The sequence below is a fragment of the Lactobacillus sp. LL6 genome (assembly GCF_007570935.1).
GTDB lineage: Bacteria > Bacillota > Bacilli > Lactobacillales > Lactobacillaceae > Lactobacillus.
Genome location: NZ_VLLR01000001.1, coordinates 1,523,991 through 1,540,167 on the forward strand (window position 1 = coordinate 1,523,991; position 16,177 = coordinate 1,540,167).

Below are 16,177 nucleotides of genomic sequence, written 5' to 3' on the forward strand. Positions count from 1 at the left end.
TCCTACTTACAAAGTTTTTTAATTAATTCATGACTATTCGCATTAAAAGTGACTGTTTTTTCTTTTAATTCATCTGGTATATCTTCAGTAGCCAAATCAGCTGCTACATAATTCCAATTTTCAAATTGCATAACTAGCGCAGCTATTGGATCTAAGAGTTGTGGACTGGTCATATCAACTCCTAATTCTAAAACTACTACATTTTTATTTTCATTATTAGTTAAAAACCAACGAAAACGTGTATTAGCATTTTCATCAGGAAAGAAGTGGCTATTAAGAGGCATATAAAGTTCCATAGGACTATTGCAATCTTCACATTTGGGAACAAATTCATCATTTATTTCTTTTCCTTGTTCTTCTGCCGAAATAATTTTTTTAATTTCCTTTATTGCACTTCTTTGTCCATGGTTCAAGCCACTTGAACATTGCATTTGAGTCCAATCACCAAAAATATTAAAGATTCTTTTTTTATCAAAATTAGCTTTTTCAAAAAAGTGACCAAATGAGCTAGTTGCAATAAAATATTCTTTACCTTTTAATAAACTCTTTAATTGATCCATTGTGTCACTAGGATGATAATTCAAAGAATATTTATTAACTAAATTACTCCAAAACTTCCACTGCTCATTCCATGAACCAAACTGCTTATCTAAAGCATCCCCAACAGTATGTACATTATATTTTTGAGCTACTTCACTAAATTCTTTATCAAAGTCTTTCTCACTTAAAATATCTAATCCTTCTTGCTTACTAAAGCCATTGCCAGCAGTTACAATAATCGCATCAGCATTTTCAAGCCAAGTTTTTGCCTTATTAAAATTATTCATCTAATATCTCTTTTCTATTCATCATAACCTGTAAAATTTAATTTACCGCTGTTATACTCTCCTAAAAATACATCACCAATATCATTAAAACCTGCTTTTTTTGCTTGTTCTTTGAGCCAATTTTCATTTTTATGAATCAGCTCTAAGACATCATAATTAATTTGCCCATCACTAATTATTGGAAAACGAATATTTGCTTCATCATTTTCAATAACGGTTAATTGACCATTTTGTTCAAAAATACAGTTTTTCACTTTACTGACTGAATATATACCACGACTGCGAAGCTTAAACATTAGTTCATTAGCAGAAATTCCAGCTTTTAAGCAATTATCAACTAGAACATGACCATTTTTTATTACTTGAACTGGCTTTCCATCAATTAAATTTCGCACCCAAGTATTATGCTCACGACTAAACTTCAAAATAAATACAACTAAAGTCCAAACAATTAATACAAGTAAAAATTGCAATACTTTAATTGAAGGATTATAAATTATTCCTCCAATTACTCCACCAAGCACATAATTTTGTAATTGATCTAAAGCAGTAGTAGGTGCTAGATTTGTTTTTCCAAAAATATTAATTTGAATAATCAAAGTTAATATTCCCAAAGCAAATTTAATAAATAATTCTGTGTAGTCTAACTGCATCTACTTTACCTCCACTTTATGATCGATAACATGTGCTCGTGTCAAAGAATAACTATTATTATCATCATTTAGATTTAACTGATAATCTTCATTTTTGGAATCAATGCGGACAATCATACCATTTTGCAGTGTAGTGGCATTAGCCATAACATCACTTTCTTTAACATTATTATCCCGTGCGATAGATTTTAAAAAAGGAATAATTTGAGTTGCTTGCGATTTTTGAGCATTTATTTGGGTATATTTTTCATATTGAACTCCAGCAAATAAAAGCAAAAATAAAAGTGCAATTATTCCTAAATCACGATATCTTGTAGCAAATCTATTTTTTAAATATAAAAAAGCAAAAATAATCATGGAAATCGCTGCCACCATCATAAGTACGTAAAAAAGAGTCTGGTTGCTTTTTTGATTTTCTTGAATATATTTAATCGTATAAAAAGTCATAGTCTCACCTCTATTAGTTTGTTTTATTTTACCATAGAAAAAAGCCGCAATTTTTGCGGCCTTTTGTAATATTATTAATCTCTAATTTCAGCAAGCCCAGCCTTTTTACGGCCATGATTGAACCATGGTGACACAGTAAAAGCTAACACATCATTAACAACATATATTAATGAGTTAACTGCCATAGCTAAACTAGCATCACCTTGAGCATAAGTAATTCCCCAAAGAATAAGTTGGAAAATACCACTTGCTGTCCACCAGAAGTATTGATTGTTATAACGCATAAAACACATAATTCCAGCAGTAAGAGAAATAGCAAAACTAATCGCATCAATCCAAGGACGAGGATCATTAGTAAACTTACCAATTAAAAATCCAGAAACTGCATAAACTACTAAAGTGCCTACAATAGCAATTATCCATTCTTTAGCTCCAAACTTTCTTAAGTGATTTTTAGTATCATCATTCCATGAATTAACTGAAAGAATAACTGGTAAATCTAAAGTTGCAATATAAGCAATCTGTTCAAAAATTGATAAGTAATTCTTAGCTTCAAGTCCAGCATAGATAAAACATGCCGCAGAAATAAGTCCAAGCCAGCCATTAATTGCTTTAGTTGCATTAATTGCTAAAACACAAAGCGTACCTAAAAGTGTCCCAATAAATGTAACTAAAGTAACCATGTCAAACTTACCTTGAATTAAAAGTGCAAGTTGAAATCCAAAAGCAAAAAACCACAACATGTAGTTTTGAATTGGCCAACCCTTTAATTGGTTAAATAGCCATACAAAATAATTCTCATTCCTAGAATCCATTAATTCTTATCTCCTTTTCTTTAGGTCACAATACAAGATATTGTGCCTTATCCGTTCTGTAAACAGAACATCTTGTAAATCAACGTTAACTATAATAAGTTAAAAATTATTCAGATTCAAGAATTTACATTTCTAGATATTGTGGTAGATAAAAATATTAATCCCTACATATAGTGTTTATAACAGGCATTGACACCATTTTTTATTTTCAAAAAAAATCTAATAAAAAAAGCGATTCTTCATCGCTTAAAATATTAATGTTCGGATGCACTACTAGTTGCATCAGTTTTTTCTTTATGTTTTTCTTTAACTTCTTTTGCTTTTGTTGAAGCACCTGTTGCTGCATCAGGATCCGAGTTTCGGCGGTAAGTGGCACCACTTACTGCATCAGGATCAATTACTAACTTTTGACCAGTAGTTTCACAGAAATATTTAACTAGTGGATACAAATCTTGTACCCATTCATAAATACCAACATAATTTCCTTTATCATCTTCTACACGCTTGTAGTAATGCAAAATAAGTTGTTTTAAATTGCCCGTAGGGACTGGCATGTACACATCATCATGACCTGATTCTTTAGTGCGAAGAGCATGAACTACTTTTTTGGCATTAGGAATAACATCTCTAACATCAGGGTGAATAGCTTTCATGGTATCACCGACTTGTTCAGGCTTTCTTCCAGCTTTCATTTTATAATTGGGGTCTTTAGGACGGTTATACCATAAAAATTGATTATTATCATCTACAAAAGTTAATTCACCAATAGTATTTTGAAGCATCCAATTCAATTGATTAACTGTCATTAATCCGGAATCAAGCTTAACGTAATCATCACCTTCTGCAGCATTAACCTTTTTAGCTGCTTTATCCAGCCATTCAGGATCATTTTTATCTATACTATCAATAGTTGTACCAGCAATTGACTTACCTGATGCATCAAAGTCCTCTTTTAGATATTCATCTTTATTCATGTCCTCTAACCACTTTGGTTCTGCCATAGCTATTCATCTTCCTTTACTTAATTTTTATCTTAATAAGCTAATTTTATTATGTAAGCATTTTCAAAACAAGAAGAAGTAATTTTTTATATATTTTTTTAAATATTAATTACATTCTAGTTTCTATACGATGCTTATCAAGATGAATAATTTGATCAAACATTTCTTTTTCTTCTGGCGAAATTTTATGTGCTACTTCAATTACCGCTACTTTAGGATTTTTAAGTAGAGTTTCATGAATGGCTAACGATAAATTAGGATCAAGAGCACTGGTAGCTTCATCAGCAAGTAAAATTGGTCGCTGTGACAAAAGAGCTCGCGCAATTTCTACACGCTGAATTTGTCCCCCTGATAAGCTATTGCCATCTTCACCAACATTTTTATCTAAACCTTGTTCTTTCACTAATTCATCAAGGCCCGCTTCATGAATTACACTATCGAGTAATTTGTCATCTACTTTTCTACCTAATGTGATATTAAAACGTAAAGTATCATCAAACATAAACGGCTTTTGATTTACATAAGAAAAGTAGTTATGCGCTTTTTCCCAATTACCAGTTACATTTTGTTTATTCAACAAAATCTCACCACCTTCTGGCTTTTTAAGTCCAAGCATTAATCTCAATAAAGTAGTCTTTCCCCATCCACTTGGTGCCATCAGGAGAACTTTTTCTCCAGGTTTAATAGTTAAATTAACATTATCAAAAATCTGCTTATGATCTTTATTAGTGACGTATGATAAGTCTTTAATTTGCATCCCACTAAATTCCTTAACTTTACTCTTATCATACTTAGCTTGATAATTTAGTGCCTTCAAAGTCTTTTTCCACATTGGAACAGTTGATTTAACTTGATTAAATTCATTAAAGAGCGTTACAACCGGTGTAATAAAATTCATTGCTAAGTCAACCATCATAACCAGCGTTCCGACTTCTAATTTTCCCTGCATCATTAAAATCCCACCAATTGTACATGGAATAATAAAACAAAATAGCTCTGCTGCAGAATAAATTAGCTCAAGTGCCCATGCTTGTGTCAAAGACATATTACGTAAAGCATTTTCCATATTTTGAGCAGCTTTAGCAGCTCTGGTCACAATATTTGAGCGAACATTATATAATTTAGCCGACTGAGCGCCATTTAATGAATCAGAAACATTTTGAGTATAAACTGCATTTTTTTCTGCCCAAATATCAGACTTGCGAGTAATAATTGGACTAGTAACTAATTGAACAAGTGCAGGTGCAATCATTGCCACAATAAATACAATTGTCATTTGCCATGAACTATAAAAAGCAAAACTGATTGCTCCAATAAAGGTAAGTGCTTGTAAAATCATATCAAGTTGGGCATTAACTCGATTCGTTTCAATTTGTTTTAAATCATTAGTCATCAAGGACAAGCCATTTTTAATATCGGGTTCCCCTTGATCTACTAAATACATAAGATTTGCACGTTTAAAAACCATATTGACATCGCGAACAATTGTCATTTTTACAGTTTCATAAACAAAATTACTTGCCATAAAACACAACTGTCCTATAGCAGTAAAAATGGCTAATCTAACTAAATACATATAATCATGTGAGCCAGAAGATGCCACATTCAACATAATCTTAATCATGTAGGCAACAAAAACTATATTACAGGCTTTTATTGCAGCTAAGATAGTAAACAAAATTACTTGACTCTTTTTAGCATATTTTAAACTCATCAAAATCTCCTTAAAAGTTTGGGATATTCTATATTATACGCAAAAAATAGTCATTTTCACAAATTGGCTAGAAATTACATTATGAGTTAAAATAAAATGTAAAAGATTACAAAAAAAGGAGAAAATTATGCAAACTGGTAGTAAAATTATCACTTTAGATAATGGTTATCACTTATGGACCAATACCCAAGGTGAAGGTGATATTCATTTACTTGCTCTTCATGGCGGTCCTGGCGGTAATCATGAATACTGGGAAGATGCTGCAGAACAATTAAAAAAGCAACGCTTAAATGTTCAAGTCACCATGTATGACCAATTAGGTTCGCTTTATTCAGACCAACCTGACTATTCTGATCCAGCAATCGCTAAAAAGTATTTAACATATGAATACTTTTTGGATGAAGTTGATGAAGTTCGCAGAAAACTTGGTCTAGATAACTTTTATTTAATTGGTCAAAGTTGGGGCGGTCTTTTAGTTCAAGAATACGCTGTTAAATATGGTCAGCACTTAAAAGGTGCTATTATTTCTTCAATGGTTGATGAAATTGACGAATATGTAGCCAGTGTTAATCGCCGCCGTCAAGAAGTCCTTCCACAAACTGAAATTGACTTTATGCATGAATGCGAAAAAAATAACGACTATGACAACCAACGTTATCAAGATGATGTTCAAATTTTAAATATTAATTTTGTTGATAGAAAACAACCTTCTAAGCTCTATCACTTAAAAGATATTGGTGGCAGTGCTGTTTATAACGCCTTTCAAGGTGACAATGAATTTGTAATTACTGGCAAACTTAAAGATTGGCATTTCCGTGATCAATTGAAGAATATTAAAGTTCCTACTTTAATTACTTTCGGTGAAAACGAAACTATGCCAATTGCAACGGCTAAAACTATGCAAAAAGAAATTCCTAATTCTCGCTTAGTTACAACTCCAGATGGCGGTCACCATCATATGGTTGATAATCCAGATATTTATTATAAACATTTAGCTGACTTTATTAGAGAAGTTGAAGATGGTTCTTTTAAAGGCGAATAATTGAAAATAAGTCACAATTAGTGGCTTATTTTTTCACTCTAAAATTTAAGAATTTGATAATATCAATTCAAGCAAAGTGACACAGTGTCTCTTTACAGATATAATTATTTTAAAATTATAACTATATTTTTAAGGAGAAAATCATGAAAAGAACCAAATTAATTCGTTTAACATCATCCCTTACTCTTCTTGGAATTCTGTCTGTTAGTACGGTAGCTTGTTCTAACAAATCCGAAAATAACACTTCTTCAAAATCAAGTACTCAAAGTAGCAGTAGCACAAAAAGTAAAACTGAAAAAGCCGTTAACAAAACCAAAGCTAAAGTAAAGACTTCTCAAATTAATATCAGCCAAACTAAAGCTCTTAATATTTTTTATAAAGATTATAATGATAAGAAAATCAAAGATATTGATTTAAAAGTAGAAAATGGTAATTATGTCTATGAAATTGAAGGCTTTGATTCTACAAAAGAATATACTATGACAATCGATGCCAATAGCGGCAAGATAATTAACAAACATTCTGAAACTCTAGATTTAGATGAACATCTTAAACAAGGCCTTAATTTTGATAAAGTGATTTCTCGAGATGAAGCAAGCAAACTTGCTGAAAATCATGTCAAAAATAGTACAAGTACTGAATGGAAATTAGAACAAGATAATAATAATGCTTACTGGGAAGTAAAAGTCAATGATGGTCATCAAAAAACAGAAGTAAAAATTGATGCTCAAAATAAAAAAATCATCGACACTGAACATGACGATGATTAAACACTAGACAGTTCAATTGAACTGTCTTTTTAATGCAAATTTTTAGCTAAAATATAATCGATCTGGGGATCATCTCCAACTGGATAAACATGTTGACTTACTTTCTCAAAGCCATCTCGTTTATAAAACTTTTGTGCATTTATATTTTTTTCATACACTCCAAGCCACATATAGTCACGTTTTTCTTCACGAGCTATTTTTTCTGCAAGTTTTATTAAAACTAAGCCTAAACCTCTATGCTGAAACTTACTTCTTAAATAGATTCTTTCTACCTCAAGTGCATTTGGCTTTACAGATTCTGTTTGAGCATCTTCATCATTAATCTTTAAATATCCTGCAACTTCATCTTCTACCATTAAAAAGAAAAATCTACTATGTGGATTATTAATTTCTGCCAATAATTTTTCATCGGCATATGCTTCTTCTAAAAATCGCTCCATATCATCTGGAGCAGTAAATGGATCAAAAGTTTTTTTAAAGGTTTCCTGGGAAATACTTTGTAAATCCTTAAGATCATCACTAGTTACATTCTTAATTAAATAATCCATTAATATGTCCTCTTTCCTCCATTTTTTACAAAATTCCAATTTTCACTGACATTTTCTTCAACTACTTGCAAGAGATTTCTTAATTCATCTCTTTCAACACTACTCAAACCATTTAAAGCCATTTCATTAGAATAAATATTTTCTTTCTGAATAAATTTAGCAAGTTCCCTACCTTTATTTGTTACATAAAGATGTCGGATCTTTTTATTTTTATCATCTTTTTCTTTACTTACTAAATTTTCTTTTACAAGCTTTTGAATACTTCGAGCAGCAGTAGTTCGATCAACATTCAAAATACTTGCTAAATGATCAGAAATAATGCCAGGCTCTTCATATATTCTTACTAAATACAAATATTGCCCTCGACTCAAATTAATATCTTTAAATTCAATATTAGCAATCGAATCAAGTGCTCTTGCAATAGTACCTATTTGATGCAAAATATCTTCGGTCATTTTCTCACATCCTTAAAAATAATTTTATAATGATTTTGTTGTATTTGCAACAATAATCAGAAAAGCTGTGAGATAATAATAGTAATAAATAATGGAGGAACTATATAAATGAATATTTTACATAATCTCGGAATAATTTTAGTTTTCTTAGTTGGAATTGAACATATCGCAATTTGTTACTTGGAAATTTTTGCAAGTCCAGAAACTCAAGCTAAAGCTTTTGATATGTCACCTGACTTTACCAAACAAGAATCTGCTCGTTTATCAATGGCTAATCAGGGAGTTTATAATGGGATGCTAGGACTAATGATTATCCTTGTATTCTTCATGTTAAAAGGAGAAACACTTATTCTCATTTGGCAATTATTGATGGGATTTATCATTGTAGTAGCTGCATTTGGTGGTTTTACTGCAACTAAAAAGATTTTTGTAGTACAAATGCTACCAGCAATTGTTGCACTAGGTTTAATTAGTTTATAGAAACAAAAAACTAGCCGATTGGCTAGTTTTTTTATTAGTGAGCTTGACTATCGGCACGAGACTTATATGTACCTTCTGCAGTATTAACGATAATCTTTTCGCCTTCCTTAATGAAGTCAGGAACTGTTACAACCAAACCGGTTTCCATAGTTGCTGGCTTACCACCACCAGCAGCAGTAGCACCCTTAATTTCTGGTTGAGTTTCTTTAACTGTTAAAGCAACAGTTGCTGGAAGATTTACCCCAATTAAATCAGTATCATTAACAAAGTCTAAATCAACAACAATATTTGGAATTAGATATAACTTATCATCACCTAAAATATCACTTGGCACTTCATATTGTTCATAAGTTTCAGTATCCATAAAGGTGTAAAGATCACCTTCACCATAAAGATATTGAGCCTTCTTTTTAGTCATTTCAACCAAGTCAACCTTTTCAGTTGGACGCATTGTCTTATGAACAACTGCACCTGTTTTTATATCACGCAAATCCATTTGCATAACGGTGTTACCTTTACCAGGCTTGTGGTGATTTGCTTTAATAACACTGATTAACTTTCCTTCTTGGGTAAATACCATACCCTTTTTTAAATTAATTGCTTGTACCATAAAAATTCTCCTTTAATTCAATTGTACCAAATTAATTTAAAAATGACGTAAATATATGCTATCTATTAAATGTCCTGTTGTTTTATGCAAAATTAAGCTTGCACGCTGTTTAGTTGGGGCAATATATTGGCGCAAATTTACCAAATTAATCATTTGCCACACTTCTTCAGCATATTTTAAGGCATCTTCTCTTGGTCCATTTGCCATTTTATAATAGTAATTATTCTTATTATTTTTATTTAGGTCTAGAACTTTTTCAAATCGTTGCAAGTACCATTTTTCAATCATATCTTCTTCAGCATCAATATATAAAGAAAAATCAAAAAAGTCACTTGTCACAACTTGACCACTCTTGGGTAATTGTAATGTATTAATACCCTCCATAATCAAAATATCGGGATTTTGTACATGACCATATTCTCCAGGAACAATATCACTCAATTCTTGAGAATATAACGGATATACAATATCATCTTTCCCGCTTAAAACATCCTTCAAGAAGTCACTTAGCATTGTCATATTATAGCTTTCTGGAAAACCTTTACGCGACATTAAATTTTTACGACGTAATTCTTGATTAGGATAAATAAAACCATCCGTAGTCATTAAATGTACTTTTAATTCTGGATAAGTTCTACTTAACAATAATTGCAAAAGTCTAGCAGTTGTTGATTTTCCAACGGCAACCGAGCCAGAAATACCAATGATGAAAGGAGCAAGTTTTAATTTTTTATGCAAAAAACTTTCTTGAGCATGTTGAGTATGACGCTTTTCTTTATAGACTAAATAAAGATAACTAATTAAGCTAGTGTATATTTCATGAACATCAGTTAAATCAACAACATCCCCTAATGATTTAATACTTAAAAGTTCTTCTTTAGTAATTTCGGCCTTATTCTTAGGAGCCAATGCAGCCCATTCATCTCTATTAAAGCATGTATAATTTTTCATAAAAATTCCTCTTAATTAATTCTATTTAGTTTATTATAGAGGAAAAGGAGCAAAATATGAAAAAAACGATTCTTTTCGGCGATTCCATTTTCAATGGTTTTCGTAATCGTCAAAATACTAATTTAGTTACTAATCTTTTTCAAAATTTCTTGGGAAATAAAAAACATACTACCTAAGCAGTATGTTTTAACTTTATAATTTCACCAGAATCTATCGTACAAATCTTTATTAATTTATTTGTACGCGAATTAAATTTATAAAGATTTCCTTCATCTGACAAACCAGCATTATCTTTTACAAATGCATAATATTTATTTCTTACTTTAAATAGATTTAATATTCCAATTGAATGTTTACTATCTTTAGCAATTTTATCAACAAGCTTATAATAGTTTTCATCATGTACTTTATTATTTTTATTATCTTTCAACGTATACTTTTTTAAGGTTAAATAAATTTCTTTATTTTTATTTACATATTCTTCAAAAATCCATGGATCAACACTTATAGCATCACTATCACTTTGTGTAAAAGAATGGATAGATTTTACTTTTCCATTAGAAAGTATTTCAATGTATTGTTTTTTAGAAGAATCAGGATAAGAAATTTCAGCCTGCAAAATACTTGAAGAATTTTGCATACTTGTTAATTTTTTATATACAAAAAAACTAACAAATACTATAAGAAATAATATACTAATAAAAATTATTGTTTGCTTCTTTGTTTTCATACCTATAACTTAAAAATAAATATTAATAATACTCCTGTTTTAGAGCAAAGATTTTCTTAAAATTATAGTGCTTTTAATTTTATTGTCAACTTAAATTATCATTCATAAAAAAAGGAGCAAAATATGAAAAAAACGATTCTTTTCGGTGATTCTATTTTCAATGGTTTTCGTAATCGTCAAAATACTAATTTAGTTACTAATCTTTTTCAAAATTTCTTGGGAAATAATATCCAAGTAATCAATCTTTCTAAAAGCGGTGCCACTACGGTTGAGGGACTAGATTATGTCAACTACCATTCACTAAAGTGAATGGCATGGTGACTTCACAAATAAGCTCATCACTTATTTGTTACTAGCACCAATATGTTTGGATGAGACTGCGATATCCTCGCTCAAGAAGCAAGCTTCTATCGGCAAAGATATCTACGCCAAATCGCCCCAAACTAATGACACAAGTTGCTGTGCCAGTAAGATTTTGCAAGAAAATCTACGAAAATTTATATTCATAATCAGGAATCTTCAATGCCATATATCCTTTGCCCAGGATATTTTTAGCTGCATTGTAGTCCCTGATATGATGCGCGTTGCAATTAGGACAATCCCACTCACGCATTTGCAGCGTGAGTTTTTTCGTGCCTTTCTTACCCATCACGAACTTGCAGTCATAACAAGTTTGGGTAGTATAAGCCGGATTGACCAAGACAAAGGTCTTGCCGTGAAGCGGTGCTTTATATTCAAGCATACCGATAAACGTTCTCCAGCCTACATCACTGATGCTCATTGCCAAGGCGTGATTTTTAAGCATGTTCCTGCTTTTCAGATTTTCTCCGACTACCAAATCGTGGTTCTTGATAAGTGCAGTCGACAAATTATGCAGAAAAGCATTCCTCTGCCTATATATTCTGCGATACAATTGAGCTACTTTGAGCTTTTGCTTTTGGTAGTTCTTGCATTCAGATAATTTATGCTTGGTCTTTTTGGCTCTGCGACACCTTCTAGACAAGATGCGCTGCTCTTTAGCCAGTTTGTCTCTCATTCTCCGATAATACTTTGGATTAGCTACTTCATTGCCGTTCGTATCTATCAAGAAGTTCTTGATGTTTAAGTCATAACCAAGAGCCGAGCCTGTTTTAGGATAGAGCGAAGCCAAAGGATCATTAGACTTGATAAGCATTGAGATATAGTATTCTCCCGAAGAATGAACAGAAATCGTAACTCTGGCAATTCTGATTTCCTTAGCTTTTGGCAGTTCTTTAGACAAATAAACTTTAATCTTGCCAAGCTTAGGCAGCTTAATATGACAATAGCCATGCGGATTCTGCTTTAAAAATCTAACTGTACCGTTGAATAAGTTAGGCACTTCGCCATGCTTCTTGTCTAATCCTACATACTGACAATTAGTGGAATAGCTTTGCTTAGAAGCAGACTTGCGCTTGAATTTAGGCACTCCAGCATCATGAACCTGTCTGAACGTTTTCCATGCAGATTGATAATTTATCTGAGCATTGTAAGCAGTCAAAGAATCCAAATCCTTATCGCCTAGCCAAGGATACTTATCTGCAGTGATCCTGTCTAAGCCAGTTTTACGCTTAGTTGACTTAGTTATCAAAGTACCTTTTTTGTTGTAGCGCCAATTCTGGTGTACAATAAAACACTTCTTGATTCGGTTGAATCTTACTGTGTATTTAGGAATTGGATATTTTTTGTCCAGCTTGTTTCTATGAATTGCACTATCAGTATAAGAATTAGCTAAAAGCTGATTATAGACAAAGCGAGAAGCATCAGTATTCTTTTTAATGATCTTCTTTTGCTTGTGGTTGGGAAAGGCTCTCATTTTAAGACCAAGCATGTATTTCATTTCTGTTTTGCGCATTATTTTCACCTCCTTTGCGAATAACATTAATTATATCATCTGTCAATGTATGTTACAATATAGTTATGAATCACTTTAATAACAAGGAGTAAATTATATGTCAATGAATATAAGAAGAGATAAAATAAAAGATGCAGTTTATGAGAGAAGATATGTTTATAGCACCCACTATCATTTAATCTGGTGTACTAAATATCGCAACCAGATATTTAAGGACCAAAAATTAGCTGATGAAATGAAAGAGCTGCTTGTGCAAATTGCCCAAGACAATGACATTCTTATTGAAAAAATGGAGGTAATGCCCGAGCATATTCATCTGCTTATTTCGTTCAAGCCGTATAAAGCTGCTTCCAGCGTTATCAAGGCACTAAAAGGCAGAAGCGCATTTTTATTCTTCCAAAATCATCCAGAAATAAAGAAATCACAGATGTGGGGCGGACACCTGTGGTCTTCAAGCTATTATTTTGGCACTGTAGGCAATATGTCAAAGGAAGTAGTGGAAAAGTACATCAATGATCAAATATATAATGCCCAGAAAGAAAAAAAGCCCTATCCATCCACCCATTAAAAATAGGTGGATTTCCGGGCAAATTTCATTAAATCAATTAGACTCTAGTAGCAATCTAGTTGTCATTGAATATGGCACTAATGATGCTTCAAGTGGATGGGGTGTAAGTCTTAAAAATTATTCTAATAATTTACAAAGTATGATTGATTATATCAGTCCTCAAAAGTGCATTATTGTTGGACCTTTTCCACCTGATCCAAATAATTTTGAAATTAACCAATTTTATCAAAACATTGCAGATTTTAATCAAGCTGCCAAACATATTGCTAAGCAAAATCATATTCCATTCATTAATATGATCTCTGCTTTTTCTGGTTTATCTGATATTTCTTCTTACTACCAAGCAGATGGTCAACACTTAACTGATAAAGGCAACGAGCTTTTAGTCAAAACTATAGCCCCAACAATTTTATCTAAACTAAAAGACTAGCTTTCATGCTAGTCTTTTAGTCTCTTCCTAAATAATTTGACTGTCTACCAAACCATTTTTTATTTAATTTTTCTAACTTGCCATTCTTTTGTAATTGACCTAAAGCATAGTTAATTTTCTTACGCAGTGTTTTATCGCCCTTGCGCATCCCTACTGCAAAATAATCTGCTGGAACCTTGTCATTAATAATCACTCGATACGCATTTTTATTTGCTTGATGAGCAATATAATAATTAGCATACACTTCGTCTAAAAGTATTCCTTGAATACGATTAGCATTCAAATCTAAGAAAGAATTTGGCACCTGATCATACAAAACTGCTTTTTTTGCATGAAGTACATTTTGCTTTCCTTCATACCATTGTTCAGCAGTAGACCCTGTCTGCATACCAAGTTCTTTAGTTTTCATCTGCTTAAAATTATGAATATTACTGTCACGTTTAACTACGAGAACCTGTCGATTTTTTAAATAAGGTCTACTAAACATAACTTTTTCTTCACGCTCTGGTGTAATACTATAGCCATTCCAAATTAAGTCAATTGTACCGTTACGAAGTTCAGTTGCATTCATTGACCAATCAATAGTTTGAAAACTAACCCTAATGCCATATTGCTTAAAGACTTCTCTTGCCAAATCAACATCATAACCTGCAAGTTGACCATTTTTTTGAGAAAAACCCATCGGTACAAAAGAATCATCTAGCCCAACCACTACAGTTTTCTTTTTGATAATTTTATTCCAACTATCTTGAGTATTAGCTTCTTTTTGTACACTGCTGCATCCTGCAAGACCTAAAGATACTAATATTAGAGATAATAAAAGTATAATTTTCTTCATGACTATCCCTCGCTTAGTGGTTTAACCTTTAATACTTGGTCAGCAACATTATTTGCAAAAGTTAAATCGTGAGTAATAATTACTTGAGTCAATCCGGTCTTTTTTAAGTTCAAAATCATTTTTTCAACTTCTTTTCTTAAAGTTGGATCAAGAGCACTAGTTGGTTCATCATAGCAAAGAATTTTTGGCTTCATTGCCAGTGCTCTTGCAATTGCAATTCGCTGCTTTTGGCCCCCAGATAATTGATATGGGTATTGTTTTTCATGTCCCATCATTTGCAAAGTTTTTAATAATTGTTCTGCTTCTTTATCGGCTTCTTGTTCAGTTTTCTTTAAAACAAGCCTAGGTGCTAAAGTAATATTTTGCATCACACTTAAATTAGGAAATAAATTATAATCTTGAAAAACTACTCCAACTTTACCTGAATCATAACTTTTTCCATCAATTAAAATTTCACCACTGTCTTTAGTTTCTAGTCCGGCAATAATCCGAAGCAAAGTAGTTTTACCGGCACCAGATGGACCAACAATTGTTAAAATTTCACCATCTTGCAATGTAAAAGAAATATTTTTTAAAATTTCACGTCCATTAAACGCTTTACATAAATCTTTAACTTCTAACATGTTTTTTACCTCTACTTATAATAACTAAAGTGCTTTTCTACTTTCTTTTGTAAAAATGCACACCCACTAATCAAAAGCAGATAAATAGCTCCCACAATTACTAAAGGAACTAAGGTTACATCCCTTGCCATTGCTACATTTCCGGCTCTAAGTAAATCTCCCAAGCCAATTACATAAACCAAAGATGAATCCTTGACTAAATTAATAACTTCATTTCCAATTGATGGTAATACAATTTTTATCACCTGGGGAATAATAATGTGAGTCATCGTTTGAAAACGGCTCAACCGCAAAACTTGTGCTGCTTCAAATTGGTCTTCGCTAATCGACTGCAATCCTCCTCTAAAAATTTCAGCAAAATATGCAGCATAATTAAGTACAAATGCTAAAAGTGCAGCTTGATAACGCGGAAAAACAATATGCAAAATTGGCAAACCATAGAATACAAATATTAGTTGCAGTAATAATGGTGTTCCACGCATTATCCAAACATAAAATTCTACTAACCATTTAACAGGTTTGATTTTACTCATTTCTCCCAAAGCAACCAAAACTCCTAATGGCATTGCCAATACTAAAGTCCAAAAGAAAACCTTTAATGTCATCCAAACTCCAGCCAAAAGTGCCGGCATAATCTGCATAATATATTCCATAAATTCCACCTACTTTTTTCAATAAAAAAGTCCTCTTGAAGTTAATCAAGAGGACGTAAAATTGCGTGTTCCCACCTCGTGTTCACAGCTAGCTCACACTAGACTGTCTCACTAGGTTTACTAACAAAAAACGCCTTCCTAGACACATA

General features: G+C 32.0%; 20 protein-coding genes and 2 pseudogenes. 7 read left to right on the forward strand and 15 right to left on the reverse strand.

Going from position 1 to position 16,177, the window contains the following annotated elements:
• Positions 1 to 2: 2 nt before the first annotated feature.
• The 6 genes from FOD82_RS07310 to FOD82_RS07335 form a co-directional block, all read right to left on the reverse strand.
• Positions 3 to 827: a Sir2 family NAD-dependent protein deacetylase gene (locus tag FOD82_RS07310; RefSeq protein WP_144355781.1), complete on the reverse strand. Its 825-nt coding sequence runs from the start codon at positions 825 to 827 to the stop codon at positions 3 to 5.
• A gap of 14 nt (positions 828 to 841) precedes the next feature.
• On the reverse strand, positions 842 to 1,480 hold the full coding sequence (locus FOD82_RS07315; RefSeq protein ID WP_144355782.1) for a DUF421 domain-containing protein: 639 nt from the start codon (positions 1,478 to 1,480) through the stop codon (positions 842 to 844).
• Complete coding sequence (locus FOD82_RS07320) at positions 1,481 to 1,927, reverse strand: DUF3290 domain-containing protein (RefSeq protein WP_144355783.1); 447 nt, start codon at positions 1,925 to 1,927, stop codon at positions 1,481 to 1,483.
• Between the two features lie 74 nt (positions 1,928 to 2,001).
• A complete protein-coding gene (gene pnuC, locus FOD82_RS07325; RefSeq protein WP_144355784.1) occupies positions 2,002 to 2,742 on the reverse strand; it encodes a nicotinamide riboside transporter PnuC in 741 nt (246 codons plus the stop codon).
• Between the two features lie 254 nt (positions 2,743 to 2,996).
• Positions 2,997 to 3,743, reverse strand: coding sequence for a PAS domain-containing protein (locus tag FOD82_RS07330; protein ID WP_144355785.1), 747 nt, complete (start codon positions 3,741 to 3,743; stop codon positions 2,997 to 2,999).
• Positions 3,744 to 3,852: 109 nt separating this feature from the next.
• Complete coding sequence (locus FOD82_RS07335) at positions 3,853 to 5,457, reverse strand: ABC transporter ATP-binding protein (RefSeq protein ID WP_144355786.1); 1,605 nt, start codon at positions 5,455 to 5,457, stop codon at positions 3,853 to 3,855.
• A gap of 127 nt (positions 5,458 to 5,584) precedes the next feature.
• Here FOD82_RS07335 and FOD82_RS07340 point away from each other — a divergent pair, with 127 nt between their 5' ends.
• Both FOD82_RS07340 and FOD82_RS07345 read left to right on the forward strand, forming a co-directional pair.
• Complete coding sequence (locus FOD82_RS07340) at positions 5,585 to 6,499, forward strand: prolyl aminopeptidase (RefSeq protein ID WP_144355787.1); 915 nt, start codon at positions 5,585 to 5,587, stop codon at positions 6,497 to 6,499.
• 143 nt (positions 6,500 to 6,642) lie between these two features.
• A complete protein-coding gene (locus FOD82_RS07345; protein ID WP_144355788.1) occupies positions 6,643 to 7,269 on the forward strand; it encodes a PepSY domain-containing protein in 627 nt (208 codons plus the stop codon).
• 29 nt (positions 7,270 to 7,298) lie between these two features.
• Here FOD82_RS07345 and FOD82_RS07350 read toward each other — a convergent pair whose 3' ends face one another.
• Positions 7,299 to 7,817, reverse strand: a complete 519-nt coding sequence (locus tag FOD82_RS07350; RefSeq protein WP_144355789.1) for a GNAT family N-acetyltransferase — start codon at positions 7,815 to 7,817, stop codon at positions 7,299 to 7,301.
• Entirely contained in the window at positions 7,817 to 8,272 is a 456-nt protein-coding gene (locus tag FOD82_RS07355; protein ID WP_144355790.1) for a MarR family transcriptional regulator, read from the reverse strand. The genes FOD82_RS07350 and FOD82_RS07355 overlap by 1 nt, the downstream gene beginning before the upstream one ends.
• Positions 8,273 to 8,380: 108 nt before the next feature.
• Here FOD82_RS07355 and FOD82_RS07360 point away from each other — a divergent pair, with 108 nt between their 5' ends.
• Entirely contained in the window at positions 8,381 to 8,752 is a 372-nt protein-coding gene (locus FOD82_RS07360; protein WP_144355791.1) for a DUF1304 domain-containing protein, read from the forward strand.
• Positions 8,753 to 8,786: 34 nt separating this feature from the next.
• On the opposite strand, the gene efp is transcribed toward FOD82_RS07360, so the two are convergent.
• Positions 8,787 to 9,362 carry an elongation factor P gene (gene efp / locus FOD82_RS07365; RefSeq protein WP_144355792.1) on the reverse strand — a complete coding sequence of 192 codons (576 nt, stop codon included), beginning with the start codon at positions 9,360 to 9,362 and terminating at the stop codon, positions 8,787 to 8,789.
• Positions 9,363 to 9,398: 36 nt separating this feature from the next.
• Complete coding sequence (gene coaA, locus FOD82_RS07370) at positions 9,399 to 10,313, reverse strand: type I pantothenate kinase (protein ID WP_144355793.1); 915 nt, start codon at positions 10,311 to 10,313, stop codon at positions 9,399 to 9,401.
• A 56-nt stretch (positions 10,314 to 10,369) separates the two neighbouring features.
• Here coaA and FOD82_RS07375 point away from each other — a divergent pair.
• Positions 10,370 to 10,456 (forward strand): annotated as a pseudogene (locus FOD82_RS07375) (SGNH/GDSL hydrolase family protein); the annotation flags it as partial.
• Positions 10,457 to 10,485: 29 nt separating this feature from the next.
• Here FOD82_RS07375 and FOD82_RS07380 read toward each other — a convergent pair.
• Positions 10,486 to 11,043 carry a hypothetical protein gene (locus FOD82_RS07380; protein WP_144355794.1) on the reverse strand — a complete coding sequence of 186 codons (558 nt, stop codon included), beginning with the start codon at positions 11,041 to 11,043 and terminating at the stop codon, positions 10,486 to 10,488.
• Positions 11,044 to 11,166: 123 nt separating this feature from the next.
• Here FOD82_RS07380 and FOD82_RS07385 point away from each other — a divergent pair.
• Positions 11,167 to 11,331, forward strand: a pseudogene (locus FOD82_RS07385) (SGNH/GDSL hydrolase family protein); the annotation flags it as partial.
• A gap of 199 nt (positions 11,332 to 11,530) precedes the next feature.
• Here FOD82_RS07385 and FOD82_RS07390 read toward each other — a convergent pair.
• Positions 11,531 to 12,916, reverse strand: coding sequence for a transposase (locus FOD82_RS07390; RefSeq protein ID WP_242450195.1), 1,386 nt, complete (start codon positions 12,914 to 12,916; stop codon positions 11,531 to 11,533).
• A 103-nt stretch (positions 12,917 to 13,019) separates the two neighbouring features.
• Here FOD82_RS07390 and tnpA point away from each other — a divergent pair, with 103 nt between their 5' ends.
• Together tnpA and FOD82_RS07400 are read left to right on the forward strand one after the other, a co-directional pair.
• Positions 13,020 to 13,484 carry an IS200/IS605 family transposase gene (gene tnpA / locus FOD82_RS07395; protein WP_144356016.1) on the forward strand — a complete coding sequence of 155 codons (465 nt, stop codon included), beginning with the start codon at positions 13,020 to 13,022 and terminating at the stop codon, positions 13,482 to 13,484.
• The gene (locus FOD82_RS07400; RefSeq protein ID WP_144355795.1) at positions 13,429 to 13,914 is read left to right on the forward strand and encodes a GDSL-type esterase/lipase family protein; all 486 of its coding nucleotides are present in this window, start codon (positions 13,429 to 13,431) and stop codon (positions 13,912 to 13,914) included. The genes tnpA and FOD82_RS07400 overlap by 56 nt, the downstream gene beginning before the upstream one ends.
• A 16-nt stretch (positions 13,915 to 13,930) precedes the next feature.
• Here the strand turns inward: FOD82_RS07400 and FOD82_RS07405 are convergent, their stop codons facing one another.
• Genes FOD82_RS07405 through FOD82_RS07415 form a run of 3 tightly spaced genes read right to left on the reverse strand, consistent with a single transcriptional unit; the run spans position 13,931 to position 16,028 of the window.
• Positions 13,931 to 14,752: an amino acid ABC transporter substrate-binding protein gene (locus FOD82_RS07405; protein ID WP_144355796.1), complete on the reverse strand. Its 822-nt coding sequence runs from the start codon at positions 14,750 to 14,752 to the stop codon at positions 13,931 to 13,933.
• 2 nt (positions 14,753 to 14,754) lie between these two features.
• Positions 14,755 to 15,375: an amino acid ABC transporter ATP-binding protein gene (locus tag FOD82_RS07410; protein WP_144355797.1), complete on the reverse strand. Its 621-nt coding sequence runs from the start codon at positions 15,373 to 15,375 to the stop codon at positions 14,755 to 14,757.
• An 11-nt stretch (positions 15,376 to 15,386) separates the two neighbouring features.
• On the reverse strand, positions 15,387 to 16,028 hold the full coding sequence (locus FOD82_RS07415; protein WP_144355798.1) for an amino acid ABC transporter permease: 642 nt from the start codon (positions 16,026 to 16,028) through the stop codon (positions 15,387 to 15,389).
• Positions 16,029 to 16,177: the final 149 nt, after the last annotated feature.